20 protein-coding genes and 5 pseudogenes are annotated in these 22,995 nt (G+C 55.5%); 15 read left to right on the forward strand and 10 right to left on the reverse strand.

The genetic code is table 11. The annotated features are described in order from the left end of the window. Positions 1-2: 2 nt before the first annotated feature. Positions 3-1,163 (reverse strand): cystathionine gamma-synthase, encoded by a 1,161-nt coding sequence (metB, locus tag SGP1_RS19975; RefSeq protein ID WP_011411975.1) that lies wholly within the window; start codon positions 1,161-1,163, stop codon positions 3-5. Positions 1,164-1,485: 322 nt separating this feature from the next. On the opposite strand from metB, the gene metJ reads away from it, so the two are divergent. After that, positions 1,486-1,803: a met regulon transcriptional regulator MetJ gene (gene metJ, locus SGP1_RS19980; RefSeq protein WP_011411976.1), complete on the forward strand. Its 318-nt coding sequence runs from the start codon at positions 1,486-1,488 to the stop codon at positions 1,801-1,803. A 500-nt stretch (positions 1,804-2,303) separates the two neighbouring features. On the opposite strand, the gene SGP1_RS36845 is transcribed toward metJ, so the two are convergent. The 5 genes from SGP1_RS36845 to rpmE form a co-directional block, all read right to left on the reverse strand. Next, positions 2,304-2,420 carry a pentapeptide repeat-containing protein gene (locus SGP1_RS36845; RefSeq protein ID WP_083764996.1) on the reverse strand — a complete coding sequence of 39 codons (117 nt, stop codon included), beginning with the start codon at positions 2,418-2,420 and terminating at the stop codon, positions 2,304-2,306. Then, on the reverse strand, positions 2,398-2,577 hold the full coding sequence (locus SGP1_RS25065) for a pentapeptide repeat-containing protein (protein WP_050747873.1): 180 nt from the start codon (positions 2,575-2,577) through the stop codon (positions 2,398-2,400). The genes SGP1_RS36845 and SGP1_RS25065 overlap by 23 nt, the downstream gene beginning before the upstream one ends. A gap of 16 nt (positions 2,578-2,593) precedes the next feature. Continuing rightward, positions 2,594-2,752 carry a pentapeptide repeat-containing protein gene (locus SGP1_RS31010; RefSeq protein ID WP_158302459.1) on the reverse strand — a complete coding sequence of 53 codons (159 nt, stop codon included), beginning with the start codon at positions 2,750-2,752 and terminating at the stop codon, positions 2,594-2,596. A gap of 116 nt (positions 2,753-2,868) precedes the next feature. Then, the gene (locus SGP1_RS19990; protein ID WP_148203605.1) at positions 2,869-3,180 is read right to left on the reverse strand and encodes a hypothetical protein; all 312 of its coding nucleotides are present in this window, start codon (positions 3,178-3,180) and stop codon (positions 2,869-2,871) included. Between the two features lie 716 nt (positions 3,181-3,896). Beyond that, entirely contained in the window at positions 3,897-4,112 is a 216-nt protein-coding gene (rpmE, locus tag SGP1_RS19995) for a 50S ribosomal protein L31 (protein WP_011411977.1), read from the reverse strand. 205 nt (positions 4,113-4,317) lie between these two features. Between rpmE and priA the strand changes: the two genes are divergently transcribed. The 7 genes and pseudogenes from priA to rraA all read left to right on the forward strand — a co-directional run bounded on the left by priA (position 4,318) and on the right by rraA (position 11,558). Continuing rightward, positions 4,318-6,513: a primosomal protein N' gene (priA, locus tag SGP1_RS20000; protein ID WP_011411978.1), complete on the forward strand. Its 2,196-nt coding sequence runs from the start codon at positions 4,318-4,320 to the stop codon at positions 6,511-6,513. A 171-nt stretch (positions 6,514-6,684) separates the two neighbouring features. After that, positions 6,685-7,525, forward strand: a pseudogene (locus SGP1_RS25980) (substrate-binding domain-containing protein). A gap of 89 nt (positions 7,526-7,614) precedes the next feature. Then, positions 7,615-8,445, forward strand: coding sequence for a cell division protein FtsN (gene ftsN, locus SGP1_RS20010; protein ID WP_011411979.1), 831 nt, complete (start codon positions 7,615-7,617; stop codon positions 8,443-8,445). 87 nt (positions 8,446-8,532) lie between these two features. After that, the gene (gene hslV / locus SGP1_RS20015) at positions 8,533-9,081 is read left to right on the forward strand and encodes an ATP-dependent protease subunit HslV (protein ID WP_011411980.1); all 549 of its coding nucleotides are present in this window, start codon (positions 8,533-8,535) and stop codon (positions 9,079-9,081) included. After that, positions 9,074-10,405: an HslU--HslV peptidase ATPase subunit gene (gene hslU, locus SGP1_RS20020; protein WP_011411981.1), complete on the forward strand. Its 1,332-nt coding sequence runs from the start codon at positions 9,074-9,076 to the stop codon at positions 10,403-10,405. The genes hslV and hslU overlap by 8 nt, the downstream gene beginning before the upstream one ends. 91 nt (positions 10,406-10,496) lie before the next feature. Next, a pseudogene (locus SGP1_RS28460) lies at positions 10,497-10,966 on the forward strand (hypothetical protein). Positions 10,967-11,072: 106 nt separating this feature from the next. Further along, positions 11,073-11,558 carry a ribonuclease E activity regulator RraA gene (gene rraA / locus SGP1_RS20025; protein ID WP_011411982.1) on the forward strand — a complete coding sequence of 162 codons (486 nt, stop codon included), beginning with the start codon at positions 11,073-11,075 and terminating at the stop codon, positions 11,556-11,558. A 194-nt stretch (positions 11,559-11,752) separates the two neighbouring features. Here the strand turns inward: rraA and zapB are convergent, their stop codons facing one another. Continuing rightward, positions 11,753-11,992: a cell division protein ZapB gene (zapB, locus tag SGP1_RS20030; RefSeq protein ID WP_011411983.1), complete on the reverse strand. Its 240-nt coding sequence runs from the start codon at positions 11,990-11,992 to the stop codon at positions 11,753-11,755. Positions 11,993-12,503: 511 nt separating this feature from the next. Here zapB and SGP1_RS20035 point away from each other — a divergent pair. The 3 genes and pseudogenes from SGP1_RS20035 (at position 12,504) to glpX (ending at position 15,849) form a co-directional block, all read left to right on the forward strand. Further along, positions 12,504-13,275: pseudogene (locus SGP1_RS20035) on the forward strand (MIP/aquaporin family protein). 38 nt (positions 13,276-13,313) lie between these two features. After that, positions 13,314-14,828 carry a glycerol kinase GlpK gene (glpK, locus tag SGP1_RS20040; protein WP_011411984.1) on the forward strand — a complete coding sequence of 505 codons (1,515 nt, stop codon included), beginning with the start codon at positions 13,314-13,316 and terminating at the stop codon, positions 14,826-14,828. A 94-nt stretch (positions 14,829-14,922) separates the two neighbouring features. After that, positions 14,923-15,849 (forward strand): annotated as a pseudogene (gene glpX, locus SGP1_RS20045) (class II fructose-bisphosphatase). Positions 15,850-15,895: 46 nt separating this feature from the next. Here glpX and emrD read toward each other — a convergent pair. Further along, positions 15,896-17,062 (reverse strand): multidrug efflux MFS transporter EmrD, encoded by a 1,167-nt coding sequence (emrD, locus tag SGP1_RS20050; protein ID WP_011411985.1) that lies wholly within the window; start codon positions 17,060-17,062, stop codon positions 15,896-15,898. Between the two features lie 381 nt (positions 17,063-17,443). Between emrD and fpr the strand changes: the two genes are divergently transcribed. The 3 genes from fpr to tpiA all read left to right on the forward strand — a co-directional run bounded on the left by fpr (position 17,444) and on the right by tpiA (position 19,777). Further along, positions 17,444-18,190 (forward strand): ferredoxin--NADP(+) reductase, encoded by a 747-nt coding sequence (fpr, locus tag SGP1_RS20055; RefSeq protein WP_011411986.1) that lies wholly within the window; start codon positions 17,444-17,446, stop codon positions 18,188-18,190. Between the two features lie 56 nt (positions 18,191-18,246). Next, on the forward strand, positions 18,247-18,882 hold the full coding sequence (locus SGP1_RS20060; protein ID WP_011411987.1) for a DUF1454 family protein: 636 nt from the start codon (positions 18,247-18,249) through the stop codon (positions 18,880-18,882). Positions 18,883-19,009: 127 nt separating this feature from the next. After that, the gene (tpiA, locus tag SGP1_RS20065; RefSeq protein ID WP_011411988.1) at positions 19,010-19,777 is read left to right on the forward strand and encodes a triose-phosphate isomerase; all 768 of its coding nucleotides are present in this window, start codon (positions 19,010-19,012) and stop codon (positions 19,775-19,777) included. An 80-nt stretch (positions 19,778-19,857) separates the two neighbouring features. Here tpiA and SGP1_RS20070 read toward each other — a convergent pair whose 3' ends face one another. Beyond that, positions 19,858-20,850 carry a sulfate ABC transporter substrate-binding protein gene (locus tag SGP1_RS20070; protein WP_011411989.1) on the reverse strand — a complete coding sequence of 331 codons (993 nt, stop codon included), beginning with the start codon at positions 20,848-20,850 and terminating at the stop codon, positions 19,858-19,860. A gap of 196 nt (positions 20,851-21,046) precedes the next feature. Then, positions 21,047-22,009: a 6-phosphofructokinase gene (gene pfkA / locus SGP1_RS20075; RefSeq protein WP_011411990.1), complete on the reverse strand. Its 963-nt coding sequence runs from the start codon at positions 22,007-22,009 to the stop codon at positions 21,047-21,049. A gap of 520 nt (positions 22,010-22,529) precedes the next feature. On the opposite strand from pfkA, the pseudogene SGP1_RS20080 reads away from it, so the two are divergent. Next, a pseudogene (locus tag SGP1_RS20080) lies at positions 22,530-22,898 on the forward strand (phosphate-starvation-inducible protein PsiE). Positions 22,899-22,995 lie beyond the last annotated feature (97 nt).

Here is a 22,995-nt window from a genome sequence, read left to right on the forward strand (position 1 = left end):
GCTTACCTCTGTAGTGCCGCCTGGAAAGCCTGTTCCAGATCGGCAATTAAATCTTCGCTATCTTCAATCCCGACCGACAGGCGCAGCAGCGTTTCACTGATACCGGCACGGGCGCGGGCTTCCGCCGCCATTCCCGCAAGCGTCATGGTCGCGGCGTGGCAAATAAGACTTTCCACGCCCCCCAGCGATTCGGCCAGAGTAAATAGCGTCAACGCGGCCAGGAATCGGCGCAGCGTGGTTTCGTCGCTGTCCAGTTCAAAACTGAGCATCGCGCCAAAGCCGCTTTGCTGACGACAGGCAATTTCGTGCCCCGGATTCTCCGACAGGCCAGGATAATACAACTTTTTCACCTGCGGATGTTGCTGTAAATACGCGACGATAGCTTGGGTATTACTCTGCTGCTGCCGTATACGCGGCGTGAGGGTCCGTATTCCGCGCAGCAGCAGATAGCTGTCGAACGCGCTGCCGGTCACGCCAATATTGTTGCCCCACCACGCGAGTTCGATGGCCACATCCGCCTCGCGGGCAATCACCGCCCCCGCGACCACATCGGAATGCCCGTTAAGATATTTGGTGCAGGAGTGCACAACCAGATCGGCTCCCAGCGCCAGCGGCTGCTGCAGCGCCGGACTCATAAAGGTGTTATCCACCACGCACAAGGCGCCCGCCTTGTGCGCTTCACGACAGATGGCGGCGATATCCACAACCCGCAAGAGTGGGTTGCTCGGGGTTTCAATCAGCACCAGCTTCGGTTTTGCGGCCAGCGCCTGAGCCAGCGCTTGCGGGTTTGCCTGATCCACGAACTCCACCCGATAGGTGCCGCGTTTGCTCAGACTGTCGAACAGCCGATAGCTGCCGCCATAACAATCATGCGGCGCCACCAGCAAATCGCCGGGTTTGAGAAAAACCGTACACACCAGATGAATAGCCGACATACCGCTGCTGGTCATCACCGCACCCGCACCGCCCTCCAGTTCCGCCAGGGCCCGCTGCACAACGTCGCGCGTCGGATTACCACGCCGGGAGTAGTCGTGGGCGCGCGGCTGGTTGAACTCGGTAAAGTTATAGGTACTTGAAAGGGTAATCGGCGGAACGACACAACCGAATTGCTCGTCGTTATTCAACCCGCTGCGAACTGCGATGGTGGCCTGCTTGCGCGTCATGGTGTCGCATCCTGACTAATGCTAAAAGTGAGGTGAAAGAGTAAACCGCGCAAATATAGACGTCAATACATCTGGACATCTAAACTTCTTTGCGTATAGATTGAGCACAGCAACAATAACCGCTAAAATTATGCTGATTTGAACTGTCAAACCCATCCACATGTTGTAACGCAGGCGAACGGCGGGGTCGAGGCCGAAACTATAGGAAATGGTGATAAACAGCAAATTTAGCCGGCATTAAGTAGAGCGTTTCCCGCATATACGTCATAATTAGCGAACTTTCTGCAATTTATATTCATTCGTTGAGACATTAAGGTATCCCATGGCGGAATGGAAAGGTGAGTATGTCAGCCCTTATGCTGAACATGGTAAAAAAAGCGAACAGGTCAAAAAGATTACGGTATCCATTCCGCTGAAGGTTCTCAAAATTCTGACCGACGAAAGAACCCGGCGCCAGGTGAACAATCTGCGCCATGCCACCAACAGCGAGCTGCTTTGTGAAGCGTTTTTGCACGCCTTCACCGGCCAACCGCTGCCGGACGATCACGATCTGCGCAAAGAGCGCAACGATGAAATCCCGGAAGTGGCGAAGGATATGATGCGGGAAATGGGGATCGATCCCGATACGTGGGAATATTAACACTACACCACCCAACCGCGACGTAGTGGTACACAAAACCACCGTCGCTCGTTATCTGGCAAAATACTGGATCTCTGAGGTCGTTTACCCTCCGCACGCAGCGGGTACTGTTGGTTACTCAGCGCTGACCCGTCTCAGGGTCATATTAACCCGCGTGTGCCAATTCTGTGCCGTCATAATGGCTAAACCTGCACCGTGTCAATTTCCGTGCATTGGCTAATGCGCACGCCTCGCATGTTGACGGTCTCAGGCGCTTAGGGGGAGTGAGCTGATGCTGCTTGGTGGGTTGCGGTAAACAGGATCTCAACTGGTGTTGTTGAGATCGCTGATCACATTGTTGTTATCGCGTCAAGCCACAAAGCCTGAAGACATAATAGCGCCCGGCAGCTTGGCTCTCGTGATGTCAAGGAAGTCAGATAGATATGAAGCAGGTCGGAAAAGGACAGATTGACGCCCTCAAATCAACGCCCTTCAGATTGCTGACAACCATTTATCACCCTTCAAATTGCTGCCGACCAATTAGCGCCATTTAGATTGCTGCCTACCAAGTTAACGAAGGTCAGATCGGCATCAATTAACTCGGCATGGGCAAGATTACGCCTCAGCCAGGTTAGCAAAGGTCATATTGGCTTTGATAAGGATAGCATTGGACAAATCAGCACCATTCAGCCGCGTCCGCAATAAATGCGCTTCCGTCAGATTAGCACGGACCAGTTCAGCGTCGATTAAGAGAGTATCCGTCAGCTCAGCGTTGGTCAGATCGGTTTTTGTCAAGTCAGCACGGCTTAAGTCAGCCTGGGTTGAGATCAGCCCGCACCAAATTAGCATCGGACAATTTGGCACGGAAAAGATTCGCGTCGGTCAAATAAGCCCCCGACAGATCAAAACCGGCCAGATCTTCGCGCGCCAGATTGGCGCCGACCAGGTTCAATTTACCTTGTTCAGTCAAAATAACGGGATCTTGCGGAAGGTGAAATTCGTTTCTAAGCATTAATGTTCGGCAAACATCGTGGTATGTCTTAAGATCAATTTTATGACTGACAGTATGGTCACCAGCCCCAACTATCACCGTGACTTTTTTTCATCGTCGATTATGGATGGTAGTTTGAACGATACTTGATAGCCTCTGACATCATGCAAAACGATATCCCTCGGCTCGGTAATATCTATTACCTTGAGGGCTTCGACCATTTTATCCATCACTACCGTGTATAAATTTTTCTTTTCTCGCCGGATACCGCCAAATGTCAAAATATCTAGTAAATGCTGGAGAATACCTGTCGGCGACGTGGCATCTTTCATGGCGTGAGATGAGCCGGTGCCTGCGGTGCAAGCAAATTTCAAGGTAGCGTTGATGGAGGTATTAGCTGTAACCATACTGTCCTCTGTAGGATAAATGAATGCGAGCTGGTTAAATAAATGTATTGCTGGTTAAACAACGCGTAAGCGATGTAGGGTTGTAGGGTTGTAGGGTTGTAGGGTTGTAAAATCTATTTTCAAGCATAAAGCTTATGCCTAAAGGGGCGTCATTGCCGTCTGTCAATGGTTGAGTAGTTAAATCAGTTCAATTCCTTTAAAAAGAGAGCATTTGGGCCTTGGCCTAGCATTTTACTCGGTATTTCATTCACGCAAGAATAATTTAATATGACGTGTTAGCGATATATTATTGCCCTATAGAGATATAAATTCAGCGACGTCCTTCGTAAGTAATGCGTGCATGTCATTGTAGTATCTTTTGTAGACAGTAGTAATAAGGTGAATATCTTATTCGAGACATGATCATTTCGCGCACGTTTATTAATAGATTAACTCATGACCGTGCTCAAATAGAGTATATTACTAATCAAAAATAGCCATAAATAAGACGCTGGGATCAATGATGATTAAACTGTGGAAGAGGTAATGAAATGAAGTCCGGAAAGTATTTATCGCCGGGACAGTAACCCTAAAACGGCGGTGACCTGAAATGCCATGCTAAGCACAGTGAGACGGGAAGCGTGAACGCGCTGCGGGTAAGACTCAGGAAATCTTTTTCAACAAGTGAATTAGTAAAAAGGCACCAACGGCGCCTTTTCTCTTTACCAGCAGGGCAATTATTTCTTGCCGACCGGAATACTGAAGCGCTTATTAAAGCGATCAACACGACCGCCGGTATCAACCACACGTTGTTTACCGGTGTAGAACGGATGGCAAGCGCCACAAACGTCCAGATTCAGGTCATGGCCCACGGTGGAGCGGGTCTTGATGACATTACCGCAAGAACAGGTAGCAGTAATTTCTTGGTAATTCGGATGAATATCTTTTTGCATGGAAAACCTCTTCATAAGGCCGCGTCGCTATCCAGTCTACTTTAGCCAGACACCACGCGAATGGAGTTTATCGCTTTAATGCCGGATAACATCAAAGGCGGCGAATCATACAGAATGCCGCCAATCTTTGCAAACAGAATCCGCACATCAAAGACGACACAGTGTACACTAGCTGCACTTTTTTGCCACCCAGGATGATGGATGCATGTTCGTTGTAAACGTCGCATTACCGGTGCCGCTGGCTCGGACATTTGATTATCTTTTGCCCGCTAACGCGGCGCCGGCGATCGGGGGGCGGGTCCGGGTTCCGTTTGGTCAACGTCAGGCCATTGGCATCGTTACTGCCGTGCACGATCACAGCGAGGTGGCCCTGGACAAGTTAAAGCCCATCAGCGACGTCCTCGACAGCCAGTCACTGTTTCCGGACAGCCTGTGGCGCATCCTGAACTGGGCCATCGGCTATTACCATTATCCTGCCGGCGAAGTGCTGTTCCACGCCCTTCCCGTTCTGCTGCGCCAGGGCAAACCTGCGACGATGGCGCCCCTGTGGCAGTGGTTTGCCACGGAACAAGGACGCAGCACGCTCCTCGACAATTTGAAGCGGGCACCCAAACAGCAACAGGCGCTGGCGGCGCTGCTGCGGGGGCCGGTGTATCGCCATCAGGTGAGCGAGCTACAGCTGGCCGACACGGCGCTGCAGGCGCTACGCGCCAAAGGGTTATGCGATTTGCGGCCCCAGGCGGTGGACACGCACGACTGGCGACCCGGGTTCCGGGTTAACGGCGAACGGCTGCGGCTGAATACCGAACAAGCCACCGCCGTCGGGGCTATCCGCAGCGAGGATGACCGGTTTGCCGCCTGGTTGCTGGCCGGCGTGACCGGCTCCGGCAAAACCGAAGTGTATCTGACGGTGCTGGAAAATATTCTCGACAAAGGCCAACAGGCGCTGGTGCTGGTGCCGGAAATCGGCCTGACACCGCAAACCATTTCCCGCTTTCGCGAGCGTTTCAATGCGCCGGTTGAGGTTCTGCACTCGGGGCTCAACGACAGTGAACGGCTGGTGGTTTGGCTGAAAGCGCGGCGCGGTGAATGCGCTATCGTCATCGGCACCCGTTCGGCGCTGTTCACCCCCTTCGCCCGGCTGGGAATTATCGTCATCGATGAGGAACATGATAGTTCCTATAAGCAGCATGAAGGCTGGCGCTATCACGCGCGCGATCTGGCGGTTTTTCGCGCGCGGGAAGAAAAGATACCGATTGTGCTTGGCACCGCCACACCTGCTCTTGAAACCCTTTATAATGTGCAGCAGAAAAAATACCGCCAGCTCACGTTGGGCAAACGCGCCGGCAGCGCCCGACCCGCAGGCCAGCAATTGCTGGATATGAAGGGGCTTGCGCTGACCCACGGCCTCTCGGCGCCGCTGCTGGATAAAATGCGCGCGCATTTACAGGCCGGCAATCAGGCCATGCTGTTTCTGAACCGGCGCGGCTTCGCGCCGGCGTTGTTGTGCCACGAATGCGGCTGGATCGCCGAATGCCAACGCTGCGATCACTATTACACGCTGCATCAACATCAGCGTCAGTTGCGCTGCCACCACTGCGACAGCCAACGCCCGCTACCGCATCAATGCCCGCAGTGCGGTTCTACCCAACTGGTCGCGGTCGGGTTGGGCACCGAGCAATTGGAGGCGGCGCTGACGCCCTTGTTTCCAGACGTGCCGGTGACGCGCATCGATCGCGACACCACGGCGCGTAAAGGCGCGCTGGAAGATTACCTGGCTCAGGTACAGCGCGGCGGCGCGCGCATATTGATCGGCACTCAGATGCTGGCCAAAGGTCACCATTTTCCGGATGTCACTCTGGTGTCGTTACTGGACGTGGACGGCGCACTATTTTCCGGTGATTTTCGCGCCGCCGAACGTTTTGCCCAGTTGTATACGCAAGTTGCCGGCCGCGCCGGCCGCGCCGGCAAGCAGGGAGAGGTTTTGTTACAGACCCACCATCCAGAACATCCCCTGCTGCAAACGTTACTGCATCGCGGTTATATGGACTTTGCCCAGCAGACCCTGGAGGAACGTCGCCAGGCCGGGTTGCCGCCCTTTACCAGTCATATCCTATTTCGCGCGGACGATCATGACAATCGCCAGGCGGGGCTGTTTCTCGATCAATTACGTCAACTGCTGGACGCCAGCCCGCTGCGTGACAATGCCTTATGGCTGATGGGACCGATTCCCGCGCTAGCGCCCAAGCGCGACGGGCGTTTTCGCTGGCAATTGCTGCTGTCCCACCCTTCGCGTCCACAGCTACAGCGCCTGGTCGCCGCTAGTTTACCGCTGGTGAGCACCCTGTCCCAGGCGCGCAAAGTGAAATGGTCTTTGGACGTAGACCCGCTCGACAGTTGAGGGCACGTTTTTGCGATCCCGCTTCGGCAATGACGTAAAAAAGAATTTCGGCAGGCTCCTGGCCTCTTCCCGCCGACGCGGGATCTGATACAAAGGGGAGGTGCCGTCAAGTATGAACAGGGCCAGGGAGGCCCTTAGGAGTGATGCGTGGAACCTGCTTGCCCCGCAACAATGCGGGATGTGGCGCAGCAGGCAGGCGTTTCCACCGCGACCGTCTCGCGGGCGCTCATGCGTCCGGAAAAGGTGTAGCCGGCGACGTTGCAGCGGGTGCGGCGGGCGGCGTTTAACATTGGCTATGCGCCGCTCTATTCTGGCCGGCTGATAAAAAGTCACGAAAGCGCCACGCTCCTGGCATTAGTGCCTGATAGCGGCGACCCGCATCTTAGCGAGGTGCTGCGCGGTATTCAGGAAACCGCCGCCGACCAGGGTTATTGGCTGCTGCCTTATCGCCCTGTGCCGGCGCTGGCGCTGCCAACGGTGCATACTGATAATCTGACCGCAGCCTGGCGGATGGTGGATTATCTTCACCGGCTTGGACACCGCTGTATCAGCGGTCCAGCGCAGTTGCCCGCGTGCCGGCTGAACCTTGGAGGGGTATCGGCAGGCGTTGCAGCGCCACGGCATAACGCCGCGAGAACAGAGCATCTTCCTGGGCCCGCTGACGTGCCAGACCGGCAAAGCGGGACTTAACATGTTGATTTCACGACCACAGCCGCCTACCGCTATCTTTTGCCATAGCGATATGATAGCGCTGGGGGCGCTAGCGTAGGCGAAGCAGCTCGGCCTCAGGGTACCTGAAGAACTCTCCCTGACCGGGTTTAGCAATCTGGCGGCGGCCTACTGCTGTCCGCCGCTGACGACGGTGGCGCCACCCTGTTATCGTATTGGCCGCGAAGCAGTGCTGTTACTCTTGCGCTAACTCAGGCAACATGCCACAGGGTCAGCATCAATGATGCTCGACAGTGAATTACTCATACGCGGCACCAGTGCCCTGCCGCAGACGCATTACTGATGCGCTTTCGGAATGCTGACACTGGTCAAATATTATTGCCTTCAGTAACATGACGGCCTGATGATTATCTCAAATTTAGCGAAACGATAGTGGCACAAAGAGACTATGTAGGCCATGGCAAGTCCTCGGGCACGCGGCGTAAAACGACCAACCGTAAAAAGAAACATTCCTCCTCCGGCACGTCCAAAACGATGATCGCACTGGCGGCGGCCGTATTGATTACGTTTATTGGCGGTCTCTATTTCATAGCGCATAATAAATCGGAAGATGCGGTGATTGTACCTAACCGCGGCAAGAACGCCTGCAACGGGCTACCGCCCAAGCCGGAGGAACGCTGGCGTTATATCAAAGAGCTGGAAAATCGTCATATTGGCGTACACTCCCCGACCGAGCCCACCGCGGGCGGCGAGGTGAACTCACCGGCGCAGCTGACCAATGAACAGCGCCAGTTGCTGGAGCAGATGCAGGCGGATATGCGCCGGGAGCCTACGCATCTGAACGAAGTCCCCTACAACGATCAAAGTAAAACGACGGGTGCGGCGCAAACGCGTCCGACGACGCAAGCGCCGCGCAATCCTTTCAATCAGCAACCCGTGCAGGCCCCGCGCCAGGCGGCACCGACCACGGTCGCGCCGCAGCCGGTGCAGAAGAGCGCCGAAGCGGGCGCGGCGAAAGAGACGCCGAAAGAGAAACCGCAGCGCTGGCTGGTCCAGTGCGGCTCGTTCAAGGCGATGGACCAGGCGGAGTCGGTGCGGGCACAGCTGGCACTCGCCGGTATTGAGAGCCGCATCACCACCGGCGGCGGCTGGAACCGCGTCCTGCTGGGTCCCTATTCCAGCCGCGCCGGCGCCGATAAGATCCTGCAAAGCGTGCGCGCTGCCGGGGTATCAAATTGCATCCCCGTTGCCGCCGGGGGTTGAAAACCCCGAATCCCACCCCATTTAATAGTTATCCTCGCCTCGTATTCTTTACGAGGCGCTCACTATTTCCATTCCAAGGGGTTGCTCGTGACAACAATCGTAAGCGTACGCCGCAAAGGGCATGTCGTCATCGGTGGTGACGGACAGGCTACTCTGGGTAATACCGTCATGAAAGGTAACGTACGCAAAGTTCGCCGCCTGTATAATGACAAAGTTATCGCGGGCTTCGCCGGTGGCACCGCGGATGCCTTTACCCTGTTTGAACTATTTGAACGTAAATTGGAAGTCCATCAGGGCCATCTGGTCAAAGCCGCGGTTGAATTAGCCAAAGACTGGCGTACCGATCGCATGCTGCGCCGTCTGGAAGCCCTGCTGGCGGTCGCCAATGAATCAGACTCGCTCATTATCACCGGCAATGGTGACGTCATTCAGCCGGAAAATGACCTTATCGCTATTGGCTCCGGCGGCCCTTATGCCCAGTCGGCGGCACGCGCGCTGTTGGAAAACACTGAACTGGGTGCCCGCGAGATCGTCGAAAAAGCGTTGGGAATTGCTGGTGATATCTGTATTTACACCAACCAGTTCCACACTATTGAAGAATTAACGTCCAAAGCGAAGGATCCTGAAAATGTCTGAAATGACCCCACGGGAAATCGTCAGTGAACTCGATGGCTATATCGTCGGCCAGCACAACGCCAAGCGAGCCGTGGCCATCGCGTTGCGTAACCGTTGGCGTCGCATGCAACTGGACGAAGCGCTGCGCCATGAAGTGACGCCGAAAAATATTCTCATGATTGGCCCCACCGGCGTCGGTAAGACGGAAATCGCCCGTCGCCTGGCAAAACTGGCCAACGCCCCGTTCATCAAAGTCGAGGCCACCAAATTCACCGAAGTCGGCTATGTAGGTAAAGAAGTGGATTCCATCATCCGCGACTTGACCGATGCGGCCGTCAAAATGGTGCGTCTGCAATCCATTGAACAAAATCGTTTTCGCGCCGAAGAGCTGGCGGAAGAGCGGGTGCTGGACGTGCTGATCCCACCGGCCAAGAATAACTGGGGCCAACCGGAGGAGAGCGGCGAGCCCTCCAGCGCGCGCCAGAATTTCCGTAAAAAGCTGCGCGAAGGCCAGCTGGATGAGAAAGAAATCGAAATCAATCTCGCCGCGGCGCCGATGGGCGTCGAAATCATGGCGCCTCCCGGCATGGAGGAGATGACCAATCAGCTGCAATCGATGTTCAAAAATCTGGCCGGCCAGAAACAGAAGCCGCGCAAGATAAAGATCAAAGAGGCCATGAAGCTGCTGGTGGAGGAAGAGGCTGCCAAGCTGGTGAATCCGGAAGAACTGAAAGAGAAGGCGATCGAAGCGGTAGAGCAGCACGGCATCGTATTTATCGACGAAATCGATAAAATCTGCAAACGGGACGAAGTTTCCGGACTGGACGTTTCCCGGGAAGGGGTTCAGCGGGACCTGCTGCCGCTGGTAGAAGGCTGCACGGTCTCTACCAAACACGGCATGGTGAAAACAGACCATATCCTGTTTATCGCCTCTGGCGCGTTCCAGGTTTCCAGCCCGTCGGATTTGATTCCCGAACTCCAGGGCCGTCTGCCGATCCGCGTCGAGCTTGAAGCCCTGACTACCGAGGATTTTGAGCGCATCCTGACCGAACCGAGCGCCTCGCTCACCACCCAATATATCGCGCTGATGGCGACCGAAGGGGTGAGCATCACCTTCACCGAGGATGGCATCAAGCGGATCGCCGAAGCGGCCTGGCAGGTAAACGAGTGCACCGAGAACATCGGCGCCCGCCGTCTGCATACCGTTCTGGAGCGTTTAATGGAAGATATTTCCTATGACGCCAGCGAGTGGAACGGTAAAACTATTTCTATTGATGCAGATTATGTTCACGGCCACCTGGATGAGTTAGTATCTGATGAAGATTTGAGCCGCTTTATCCTGTAACGCATTTCAGGGTAATCGACATACGCAACGGGAGGGGCTCAGGCCTCCCGTTTTTTTTGGCGCGCCCGCCACCGTAGAGAAGAGTGCATACATGAGCGACACAGCCACACTCAGTCCGACAAAAGCCTGGATGGTCAGCCTGCGGCTACGTACCCTGCCGCTGGCTCGCCTCCATTGTCACCGGCTCCACGATAGCCGGCTGGCAAGGACAATTCCGGCCGGTGGTGGCGCTGCTGGCGCTATTGACCGCCTCCATGCTGCAAATCCTCTCCAACCTGGCCAACGATTATGGCGATGCGGTGAAAGGCAGCGACGACCGGGGCCGCAGCGGGCGCGTTATTATCACGTCTGCCTGTTGGCCGGCGCGGTGCTGTGCCTGGCGATTTTTGCCCTGCTTGAGCTGCATAATCTTACCGGCTGGCGGTGCCGGCGCTGTATATGCAGGCGCGTTACGTCCTGCACGAAACGGATCCCTCCGGCATCAGGCCCATGCTGGAAAAAACCGGCAAATGCGTATTGATCGTCAACATTTTGTTCGCACTAGGCCTGCTGCTGGCCTGATGTCAGCGCTTTTCTGACGCGCATCAAGTTCGCCTTTGATGACTTTGGCAACTCTGCTGAGAACGCGATATACTTGCGTTTCCAGTGGCAAACCGACGTAAATCCTATGAAATACGATACCTCAGAATTATGTGACATCTATCAGGAAGACGTGAACGTTGTTGAGCCTCTTTTCACTAATTTTGGCGGCAGAACCTCCTTCGGCGGTCAGATCACGACTGTGAAGTGTTTTGAGGATAACGGTTTACTTTACGATCTGCTGCAAGAAAACGGCCACGGCCGCGTCCTGCTTGTGGACGGCGGCGGATCGGTTCGACGGGCGCTCATCGATGCCGAATTGGGCAATCTCGCAGTGCAGAACGAGTGGGAAGGGATCGTGGTTTATGGCGCGGTGCGCCAGGTGGATGACCTGGAAGAGCTGGATCTGGGCATTCAGGCCATGGCCGCCACCCCGGCTGGCGCCGCAAGCGAAGGCATTGGCGAAAGCGATACCCGCGTCAATTTCGGTGGCGTCACGTTCTTTTCCGGCGATCATCTCTATGCCGATAACACCGGCGTCATCTTGTCCAAAGACGCGCTTGATCTGGAATAACTGTTAGCGCCGCCGCGTTCAGTGGCGACGGCGGTCTTCCGTGCCTTCCAGGCGCACGGGCCCGGTCGGCAATACCTCGTGGCGACGGGATACTCGGCGGCAATCACCGCCAGGGTTGCCTGGATCAGGTGACGTAGCGCGCCTGACACGCAAGGTGATGCAGGCATCGCCCGCAGGGAAGAACTCAGGGGACCTCAGACCTCATCCATCTTGCTCAACAGACCGCGCAGGCGCTCTTGCCACACATTCTGTTCCTGTCTAAGCTGCTCGTTTTCGTTCACCAGCGATTCCCGGTTGTTCTGCGCCTGCTGCACTTCCTGGCTCAGGCTGTTGTTCTTTTCTTTCAGCTCTTCGATTTCCATTTGCAAAAGCGTGATGGTATCGATCGCCTGCTGGACTTTCGCTTCCAGTTTCTCAAATACTTCAAATGCCATTTTTTTCCCCTTAAAGACACAAGGCGTCTTGGTCAGTGGTCGCTACACACCCTTGTGTAACTCGAAAAAGCCGACCGCCCAGGCATGTTGCCGCTGCCCTATGCTGTGACTCATAGCGGATTTTAAGTAGCCTGCCTGCCTGTGTCCATACACATTGTCTCAATTAGGACATTAGACCCCCGGCAACGCCGCCGGTTCTGCCCGCGGCGACAAACTCCGCGTCGCCATCAGCCTTTTCCCGTCGACGGCGTATTCGTTTCCCTTTAAGCCCTAAGCACGGCGCACATTAAGGTACTTAGTAGAGTAAAGAATGGATTTTTAGGAACTAATTTTTAAGCGAATACGCGCATTTTTATGACACGGCCCACACATTTAACGTTCGATATTTCTCGTTTTTGCTCGTTAACGATAAATTCAAATTATAACCACATAAGTTATTACCCTATTCTCAATCAGTGACAGCGGTGTTGCATCGGCCTGGTCCAACACCGCTCAGCCACAGGAACCGTTTATGAGCCAATTAACATCACCGACAATCAAAGGGCAGTGCATCGCCGAATTCCTCGGGACTGGATTACTGATTTTCTTCGGTGCCGGCTGCGTCGCCGCCATGAAGCTGGCCGGCGCGTCGTTCGGTCAATGGGAGATCAGCATCATCTGGGGTATGGGCGTGGCGATGGCGGTCTATCTCACCGCGGCCGTTTCCGGTGCGCACCTCAGCCCGGCCATTACCATTGCGCTCTGGCTGTTCGCCAGCTTCGAGCGGCGTAAAGTCCTGCCCTACATCGTGGCGCAAATGCTCGGGACATTCTGCGCCGCAGCGCTGGTCTACGGCCTTTACTATTAATCCGTTTTTTTATTATGAGCAGACACACCATATGGTTCGCGGCAGCGTCGAAAGTCTGGATCTCGCCGGCATTTTCTCGACCTACCCTAATCCGCATATTTCGGTGGCCCAGGCGTTTTTGGTGGAAATGGTGATTACCGCCATCCTACTTTGTCTGATTCTGGCGCTGACCGGCTTCGCCCTGAATCCCGCGCGTGATTTTGGCCCGAAAACCTTCGCCTTCCTGGCCGGCTGGGGCAAAGTTGCCTATACCGGCGGCCGGGAGATCCCGTACTTTCTGGTCCCGCTGATTGCGCCTGTGGTCGGTGCCTGTCTGGGCGCCTTCGGCTACCGCGCATTGATTGGGCCCCATCTGCCCGGTCAACTGAGCGGTGAAGAGGCCGATGGCGTCGCCGTCGCGCATAGCCGCGCTACGCGTTCCGAGCCCAAAGCCTGATTTCCTTTGTTGAACGTCTAAACTAGCGAGAAACTCTTATGCCATCAGAAAAAAAATATATCGTCGCGCTCGACCAGGGAACCACCAGCTCGCGCGCGATCGTGCTCGATCACGACGCCAACATTGTCAGTGTCTCTCAGCGGGAGTTTACCCAAATTTATCCCAAGCCGGGCTGGGTGGAACATGACCCGATGGAAATCTGGGCCAGCCAGAGCTCGACGCTGGTGGAAGTGCTGGCCAAGGCGGATATCCGCTCCGATCAAATCGCCGGCATCGGCATCACCAACCAGCGCGAAACCGCCGTAGTGTGGGATAAAGAGAGCGGGAAACCTATCTACAACGCCATCGTGTGGCAGTGCCGCCGTACCGCGGACATCTGCGAGAAGCTGAAACGCGACGGGCTAGGAGAGTATGTGCGCCACACTACGGGCTTGGTCATCGACCCCTATTTCGCCGGGACCAAAGTCAAATGGATCCTCGACCATGTGGAGGGCGCCCGCGAGCGCGCCAAGCGCGGCGAATTGCTGTGCGGCACCGTCGACAGCTGGCTCATCTGGAAAATGACCCAGAGACGGGTGCATGTCACCGATTACACCAACGCCTCGCGCACTATGCTGTTCAACATCCATGAACTGGAATGGGACGACCGCCTGCTGGATATCCTCGATATTCCACGCGCCATGTTGCCCAAAGTGCGGCCTTCTTCGGAAATTTATGGCCAGACCAATATAGGCGGCAAAGGCGGTACCCGTATTCCCATCGCCGGTATCGCGGGCGATCAGCAGGCGGCGCTGTACGGCCAGCTGTGCGTCACCCCCGGCATGGCGAAGAATACCTACGGCACCGGTTGCTTCTTGCTGATGAATACCGGCACCGAAGCGGTACAATCGCGCCACGGCCTGCTGACCACCATCGCCTGCGGACCGCGTGGCGAAGTGAACTACGCGCTGGAAGGGTCGGTGTTCGTCGCCGGCGCCGCCATTCAATGGCTGCGCGATGAGATGAAGCTGATTAACGACGCCACCGACTCGGAATATTTCGCCAGCAAGGTGAAAGATACCAACGGCGTATACGTAGTGCCGGCCTTTACCGGCCTCGGCGCTCCGTATTGGGATCCATACACCCGCGGTGCCATCTTCGGCATTACGCGCGGCGTGAATGCCAACCACATCATCCGTGCGACGCTTGAGTCCATCGCCTTCCAAACCCGCGATCTTATCGAGTCCATGCAGGCGGATTCCGGCGAGCGGCTGAAAGCGTTACGGGTGGATGGCGGCGCGGTAGCCAATAATTTCCTGATGCAGTTCCAGTCCGATATTTTGGGGAGCCGCGTCGAACGGCCGGAGGTCCGGGAAGTCACCGCCCTTGGCGCCGCTTATCTGGCGGGCCTGGCTGTCGGCTTCTGGAGCGATCTGGAGGAGGTGCGCAGCAAAGCGGTTATCGAACGCGAGTTCCGCCCCGGTATTGAAACCGTGGAGCGTAATTATCGCTATGAGGGCTGGAAGAAAGCGGTGGCGCGCGCACGGGCCTGGGAAGAGCAAGATAAAGAGTAACGGCCGCCGCTCTTCAGCCTGACTCCCCGGAGGCGACGGCTGAGTGTGATAGACTGACGGCAATTGCTTCTCTTTTTGCCGTCAGGAAACTGTCATGAAACGTGAATTAGCCATTGAGTTTTCCCGCGTCACCGAAGCCGCGGTTCAGGCCATGCTCATTGTCCTGAATCAAGTGCCTATCAATGGCCGCATCGTGATAGGCGAGGGCGAGATCGACGAAGCGCCCATGCTCTATATCGGTGAAGCGGTCGGTACTGGAGCCGGCGAGGCGGTGGATATCGCCGTCCATCGAAGGAACCCGTATGACCGCGCTGGGGAAGGCCAACGCTCTGACGGTGCTGGCCGTGGCTGAAAAAGGCGCATTTTTACACGCGCCGGATATGTACATGGAAAAATTGGTGGTTGGCCCGGCGGCACGGGGCGTCATCGATCTTGCCGCTCCGCTGGAAGATAATCTGCGCGCGAGCGCCAGCGGCCGCCTGGGTAAAACCCTGTCGGAATTGACGGTATCGCCGCTGGCCAAGCCGCGCCATGAGGCCTGCATTCGGTCCCTGCAACGGCTTGGGGTGCACGTCTTCACGTTTCCCGATGGCGACGTCGCCGCCTCCATCCTCACCTGCATGCCCGACAGCGAAGTGGACGTAATGTATGGCATTGGCGGCGCACCGGAAGGGGTGATTTCCGCCCCGGTGATCCGCGCCATGGACGGTGATATGCAAGGCCGCCTGCTGCCGCGCCATCAGGTGAAAGGCGACACAGAAGAGAACCGTCTGCTAGGCGCGGATAATGGGGATCATGGCGAATCAGGTGCTAAGGCTGGAAGATATGGCACACAACGACAACGTTATTTTTTCCGCCACCGGCATTACCAAAGAGAACTTGCTGAACGGCATCACGCGTAAAGGCAATATCGCGACCACCGAAACGCTGCCTATCCGGTAAAAGCCGTACCATTCGCCGCATTACCTCGATCCACTATCTCGATCGCAAGGATGCAGCGCTGCATCCTTTCATCCTCTGACGTCAGCCGGGGCGCCGCCGTGCGCCTCCCCTAGAAGATCTCCGACTTAGCGATACATGGTTTGCGACAGCGGCAGCCAGCACAGCAGGATCAGCATTCCCATGGCGAAGGTTATCATCCCGAGGCTGAACTGCCCCTGCTGCTGCTGCAGCGAAGAGAAGCCGGCAACGGCGCCCGAGCCAATATTTTGCAGGCCGCCGACCAGCGCGCCCGCAGTGCCGGCCAAGTAGGGATAAGGCTCCATCGCGCCGGTAGTGGCCAGCGGAAACAGCATGCCAGCGCCGAAAAAAAACAGGCCGGCGGGCAAGAGCAACGTCCATAGCGTCATGATGCCGAACCAGGCCGGCAGCCACATCAATATCCCCGCCAGCAGGCAGCTCATTACCGCCCGCCACATCAGCGCGCTGAAGGGCTTGATTGCGCGCCCCGCATACCAGGCGCCCAGAAACGTACCCGGCAGAGGCAGGATGAATAGCAGGCTGACCTCCCGGCCCGTCAGTCCCATGCTGCCCAATAGCACGCCGCTGCTGGCCTCGAACGCGACGATCCCCGACAGTCCGCCGACCAGCATCAGCAGGTAATGATTAAACACCTTTTCGCTTAACAGACGCCAAAAACCAAGGCTGCGGCCGCTGCCTGCCGGGCGCATCGGACGAGTCTCCGGTAAACGCCCCCAGACCAGCAGACTAACGCTACAGCTCAGCAGCAGCAAAAATGCAAAGCACGCGCGCCAACCCAGCCAGTCGGCAAGCACGCCGCCTATCAGCGGCGCCAGCAGCGGACTGATTAAGATGCCCATATTGAGCAGGCCGTTAGCCTGCCGCAGCGAGCGTCCATCGCAGATGTCCCGCGGCAGCGTCCGCGCCATCACGCCACCCACGCCGGTGCCGATGCCCTGGATACCGCAGGCAAGCGTCAGCAGCGATAGCGATGGGCTCAGCATGGCCAGCATCGTCCCCAGACAGAAGATGGCCATCCCGCTCAAGATGACCGGCCGACGCCCTATCCGATCGGAGAGCGGGCCGTAAATAAGCTGCGAACCGCCATAGCACAGGAGATAGGCGGCCATCAGTCGCTGTATCGCCCCTTCGCGCACCATGAGATCGCGGGCGATAAGAGGAATGCCCGGTACATAAATGGTCTGCGCCATCTGCCCAACGGCCACCAGGATAATTAATAGCATCAGCACGGATAACGCCCGCGGGTTCATCATAGAAATTATTTATATAGCTTATTAATTCTATGTACTGCTTGTTAATATTGAGATATACAGAATAGAGGTTTATTTTCGGACATAAATACCACACCCAAGCTTTAAGTCCAGTTAATATCTTCATTATCCCGACCCTTGTGCTGTAATGTCTGGTGAACGGATGGTAAATTATTCTGTACGCGTCCTTGAATAACCGCTTGCCGCGCCGCGGACTGGATGCGTTAACGAAATTAGCCGATAATAGCTCGTCTGCAGATGGGGAGTTCAGGCCGTGCGCCGAACGCCGACGCGTCCTGAAGGACAATTTCAGCCGCTGTGACAGAGTGGATAAATGCATGTCGACCGGGGAACGACCGGCAGGATCAAGGGGAGTTAAATACTATGGCTGAATGGGTAACGGGTAACGTGGTGCAGGTAAAGCACTGGACGGACAGTCTCTTTAGTCTCATCGTCCATGCGCCTGTCGACCCCTTTACCGCCGGACAATTCGCCAAGCTGGGGCTGGAAATCAACGGCGAAAAGGTTCAGCGCGCCTATTCCTACGTCAACGCGCCGCGAAATAATAACCTGGAGTTTTACCTGGTCACCGTACCGGAAGGCAAACTCAGCCCGCCGCTGCATAGGCTGCAGCCCGGCGATAATCTGATGGTGACCAAGGAAGCGGCGGGTTTCTTTGTGCTGGACGAGATCCCGCCCTGTGACAATTTGTGGATGCTGGCGACGGGTACCGCGTTAGGCCCCTATTTATCGATTCTTGAACAAGGCGAAGGACTAGCGCGTTTTAGTAAGATCATTCTGGTGCACGCGGCGCGCTTTGCTCAGGATCTGAGCTATTTACCACAGATGCTAGATCTCCAGCAGCGCTTTAACGGTAAACTTCGCATCCAAACGGTGGTCAGCCGCGAACAGGCCCCCGGGTCGCTCACCGGCCGAGTGCCTGCCCTTATCACCAATGGCTCTCTGGAAGCGGCGGTGGATGTGAGGCTGGATGCCGAAAACAGTCACGTCATGCTGTGCGGTAACCCACAGATGGTGCGCGACACGCAGCAGTTGCTGAAAGACAGCCACGGCATGCGTAAACATTTCAAACGCAAGCCGGGCCATATGACCAGCGAGCATTACTGGTAATGGTGGCGACGGTGACAAAGGCCTTCAGGCCGCCGCGCCGCCGCTGCGCCTGGCATATGGCGCTGTTGTGCGCGATGGCCCTCGGCACCGCCGCCCGCGGAGAGACGCCTGCCGCGGCCCCTCCCTATCCGTCCGCGGGCACGACGCCATCAACCGCCAACAGTATCACCAGGCCGCCGGTGCCGAACAGCACTGGCCCGACCGCCCCCTATCTGCTGGCAGGCGCGCCTACGTTCGATACTACGGTGACAAAATTCCGCGAGCGGTACAACAGCCACAACCCGAATTTGCCCATCGGCGAGTTTCGCGCCCTGGAAGGCCCGAGCGAACCGGCAAATCTCACCCACGCCGCCAGTAAGATCAACGAAACCCTGTATGCCTCCACGGCGCTGGAGAAAGGAAGTGGTAAAATCAAAACGCTGCAACTGACCTACCTGCCGGTGGAAGGCGGCACCGAGAAGGCCGCTCACGCGACCGCCATCTCCTATATGGCGGCGCTCCTGCGTGAGTTTGAACCAACGATAAGCGTGGAGCAAAGCACCGCACGGGTGTTGGATTTGCTGAATCGCGGGCACGGTTCACGCTTTTTTCAGCAACAGTGGGGGGCGCTGCGCTATGTGGTGGCGGATAATGGCGACAAAGGCCTGACATTTGCCGTCGAACCCGTCAAACTCGCGCTGGCCGAGCCTTGATTCATGCACGATAAATGACAAAAAACAAAGCCACTTTAGTATTTCCTCTCTTTATACTGAGGTCAGGTAAAACTTGCCCCGTGGCAGTACTTTTCATCTCTCGCGTTCCCTGAATGGAGGAATAACAATGCGACATCCGTTAGTGATGGGTAATTGGAAACTTAACGGCAGCAAACACATGGTTAATGACCTGACCGCAGCGCTGCGCAACGAACTCAGCAGCGTCGTCGGTTGCGATGTCGCCATCGCGCCGCCGGTGACCTATCTTGAGCTGGCGAAACACCATCTTGGCGGCAGCCGGATTGCGCTGGGTGCGCAGAACGTCGACACCCATCTTTCGGGCGCCTATACCGGCGAAGTTTCTGCTGAAATGCTTAAAGATATCGGCGCGAAATATATCATCATCGGGCACTCCGAACGCCGCACCTATCATAAGGAAAGCGATGAGTTTATCGCCGAAAAATTCGCCGTGCTGAAAGAAGCCGAATTGATTCCGGTATTATGTATCGGCGAGAGCGAAGCGGAAAACGAAGCCGGCCAAACCGAAGCGGTGTGCGCCCGTCAGATTGATGCGGTACTTAACAGTCTGGGCGCCAAAGCGTTCGAGAATACCGTCATCGCCTATGAGCCCATCTGGGCCATTGGTACCGGTAAATCCGCCACGCCGGCGCAGGCGCAGGCGGTGCATAAATTTATCCGTGACCATATCGCCAAGCACGACGCGGCAATCGCTGAGCAGGTTATCATCCAGTACGGGGGCTCGGTCAACGCCGCAAATGCCGCTGAGCTGTTCACCCAACCAGATATAGATGGCGCCCTGGTCGGCGGCGCATCACTGAAGGCTGACGCCTTCGCGGTGATCGTTAAAGCCGCGGCAGAAGCGAAACAGTCCTGATAGCTCAAGCCCGCCGAGGGGGTAACGCAGTCCCTCGCAAAAGCACCAGGTCAAGCGGCGGTTGCCCCGCCCGCCTGTGCTCAACGCTGGCTGATTTGATCAAAACTGCCGCCGCTGGCGAAATGTTCTTTTTGCACCTTGGTCCAATCGCCGAAGGTCTCAGCCAGAGTAAACAGCTTCAGGGTTGGAAACTCTTTAGCATATTCTTTGGCCACGTTGGCGTACCGCGGGCGATAATAGTTCTGCGCCGCAATACGTTGCCCTTCAGTCGAATAGAGATAGTTCAGATAGGCCGTGGCCACATCGCGGGTGCCGCGCTTATCCACCACCTTATCCACCACCGACACCGTCGGCTCAGCCAAAATCGATTCACTCGGGGTTATGATTTCAAACTGATCCTTGCTATTTAACTCATTAATGGCCAACAGCGCCTCATTTTCCCACGCGATGAGCACATCCCCCTGGCCACGCTCAACAAACGTGTTGGTCGCACCGCGCGCGCCGGAATCGAGAACTTCCACATTCTTGAACAACACTTTCACAAACGCCTGCGCTTTAGCCTGATCGTTATTATTCTGGTGCAGCGCATAGCCCCAGGCGGCCAGATACTTCCAGCGCGCCCCGCCGGACGTTTTCGGGTTCGGGGTAATGATCGACACGCCGGGTTTAATCAGATCGGACCAATCATGAATTTGTTTCGGATTGCCCTTGCGCACCAGGAAAACGATGGTTGAGGTGTAAGGCGCGGAGTTGTCGGGCAGGCGCGTAATCCAGTTTTTATCGATGCGCCCGCGTTCGGCGATAGCATCCACATCCGACTCCAGCGCCAGCGTGACCACATCCGCCTCTATGCCGTTAATGACGGAAGTCGCCTGTTTGCCGGAGCCGCCGTGGGACTGGCGCACCGTAACATGATCGCCGGTTTTTTGCTGCCAGTACTGGCTAAACGCCTTATTATATTGCTGATAGAATTCCCGGGTAGGATCATAGGAAACATTCAGCAGCTGAATATCCTTTGCTGCTACGCTTCCCGACAGCAACATCAGTAACACGCCGGCACGCCATTTGGACATTATTCACCCCATATGGAAATTTTTTGGAATTGGAAACATTTTCTGCAGAGAGTGGCAGAAAAATTTAGCGATCTAAAAGAATATAAAAATATTTTATATAACCAAAGAATATAATTTGCTTTATAGCATGGCGGGGTGAGCGTCAGGCGCGCTAGAGCACTTGCCCTCAGATCCGAGGGCAAGACAAGCGGCAAAATCAGAAGAGTTTTTTTGCCGTTTCCAGGATATTGCTGCGGAAAGGACGTTTCATATTTTCAATGGCGTCGACGATGTCGTGATGCACCAGTCGCTCGTTTTGCACCCCGACGCAACGGCCGCCGTAGCCCTGCAACAGCAGTTCAATAGAATAGGCACCCATGAGCGAGGCCAAAATACGGTCGTAAGCCACCGGCCTACCGCCGCGCTGGATATGACCCAGTACGGTGGCGCGGGTTTCCCGTCCCGTCTCTTTTTCAATATATTGCGCAAGCTCAGCAACATTACAGATGTATTCGGTAATCGCGACAATGGCGTGTTTTTTACCCTTAGCGATACCCGCCTTGATTTCGTAGACCAGGTCTTCCGGTTTGAATTCCACTTCAGGCAACACGATGAACTCACAGCCGCCGGCAATAGCAGCCGCCATGGTCAGATCGCCACAATACCGGCCCATGACCTCAACAATAGAAATACGCTGATGTGACGTAGATGTATCGCGCAGCCGGTCAATGGCCTCGACGACGGTTTCCAGCGCGGTGAAGTAGCCAATGGTGTAATCGGTGCCCGCCACGTCATTATCAATCGTGCCCGGCAGGCCAATGCAGGGGAAACCCATTTCGGTCAAACGCTTGGCGCCCATGTAGGAACCATCGCCACCGATTACCACCAGCGCATCCAGACCACGTTTGGTCATGTTCTCAATCGCGATAGCGCGGGTGCCTTCCTCTCGAAATTCCGGAAAACGCGCAGAACCAAGAAAGGTGCCGCCGCGGTTAATCATATCTGAAACGCTATAACGGTCCAGTTTCGCTATCCGATCCTGAAACAGGCCCAGGTAACCGTCATAAATGCCGTAGACCTCCAGGCCTTCGGAAAGCCCGGCCCGTACCACGCCCCGGATGGCCGCATTCATTCCTGGTGAATCACCGCCGCTTGTCAGTACACCGATTTTTTTAATCATGACTACCTCTGAACTTAAGATACCGCTTGTAGAATACAATACGTTTGTTACCGCTTTTCCCACCCGCAACGAATGCCGGGGCTTGTGAAGAAAGAGTATAACAAATCGCCAAAGCTGGATTGATTCAGGTCAGACTAACTTCTATTACTCAGCTAATAAATACCCATTTTACTTACTTTATCATACTGTAAAACATGCATGGCCGCTTCCGCTTTAATGCACCCTCTCTCTATCACTGCTGCATGAAAAACCGCGTCTGTCAGCGTTTAACGGCGCTAATATGATGCTACTTTATCCCTCTTTTAGTACCAGTAGCTTGCCCTATCCAGATGTCATTCTCCTAGTGCGTTGAGCGCTGATTTCGCTCTGGAATAGGTTAAACCGGATAACATTTAGGGGCATCAGCCCCGTTTTGTTATATAAATCACATTGAAAAGCGTTATACTGCCGGTGCCTCCCCCCCGACAACATTAACGCAGGGTAATGACACCATGATCTCCGGAACGCGTATTGCCGATGACTGCAATTGGTTTTAAATATCGGCCTGGTATGCCTAAGCATTATATTGATTATTTTTCTGGGTAGGCAAACCTTTGATTGAGGGCGGGTGCTGCTTAACGCTGGGGAACAAAGTTCCACCTATCTGTTGATTGAAGGTATTGTTACCTATTTTCTAAACTTCGAGTTTATCGCCCTGATAATGAAATATTTCCAATCACGGTATCATTTTCCCCGGCGTTACTTTATTTATATTGGCATTATGGCCATTATTCGCCTCATCGTCGTCGATCATGAAAACCCGCTGGATACGCTGTGTTATTTCACCGCCATTCTGATACTGATGATCACGTTATGGCTGGCAAACAGCACAAGGCTGATGCGCGAATAACGCCCGGCACTTAAGCAGCCTAGCGCGACAGGCGCCTGTTGGCGCCGCCGCCCTGCCCGGTTTTGCCGTTGCTTTTACCGCAGAAACCGGCCTTCCA

The sequence above is a fragment of the Sodalis glossinidius str. 'morsitans' genome (assembly GCF_000010085.1).
GTDB classification, from domain to species: Bacteria; Pseudomonadota; Gammaproteobacteria; order Enterobacterales; family Enterobacteriaceae; genus Sodalis; species Sodalis glossinidius.

Coding starts and splice junctions, on each gene's coding strand:
- fpr (WP_011411986.1), top strand. CDS start 17,444: ATGGCTGAATGGGTAACGGGTAACGTGGTGCAGGTAAAGCACTGGACG.
- pfkA (WP_011411990.1), bottom strand. CDS start 22,009: ATGATTAAAAAAATCGGTGTACTGACAAGCGGCGGTGATTCACCAGGA.
- metJ (WP_011411976.1), top strand. CDS start 1,486: ATGGCGGAATGGAAAGGTGAGTATGTCAGCCCTTATGCTGAACATGGT.
- zapB (WP_011411983.1), bottom strand. CDS start 11,992: ATGGCATTTGAAGTATTTGAGAAACTGGAAGCGAAAGTCCAGCAGGCG.
- SGP1_RS20070 (WP_011411989.1), bottom strand. CDS start 20,850: ATGTCCAAATGGCGTGCCGGCGTGTTACTGATGTTGCTGTCGGGAAGC.
- rraA (WP_011411982.1), top strand. CDS start 11,073: ATGAAATACGATACCTCAGAATTATGTGACATCTATCAGGAAGACGTG.
- priA (WP_011411978.1), top strand. CDS start 4,318: ATGTTCGTTGTAAACGTCGCATTACCGGTGCCGCTGGCTCGGACATTT.
- metB (WP_011411975.1), bottom strand. CDS start 1,163: ATGACGCGCAAGCAGGCCACCATCGCAGTTCGCAGCGGGTTGAATAAC.
- rpmE (WP_011411977.1), bottom strand. CDS start 4,112: ATGCAAAAAGATATTCATCCGAATTACCAAGAAATTACTGCTACCTGT.
- SGP1_RS20060 (WP_011411987.1), top strand. CDS start 18,247: ATGGCGCTGTTGTGCGCGATGGCCCTCGGCACCGCCGCCCGCGGAGAG.
- SGP1_RS19990 (WP_148203605.1), bottom strand. CDS start 3,180: ATGGTTACAGCTAATACCTCCATCAACGCTACCTTGAAATTTGCTTGC.
- hslU (WP_011411981.1), top strand. CDS start 9,074: ATGTCTGAAATGACCCCACGGGAAATCGTCAGTGAACTCGATGGCTAT.
- tpiA (WP_011411988.1), top strand. CDS start 19,010: ATGCGACATCCGTTAGTGATGGGTAATTGGAAACTTAACGGCAGCAAA.
- glpK (WP_011411984.1), top strand. CDS start 13,314: ATGCCATCAGAAAAAAAATATATCGTCGCGCTCGACCAGGGAACCACC.
- emrD (WP_011411985.1), bottom strand. CDS start 17,062: ATGATGAACCCGCGGGCGTTATCCGTGCTGATGCTATTAATTATCCTG.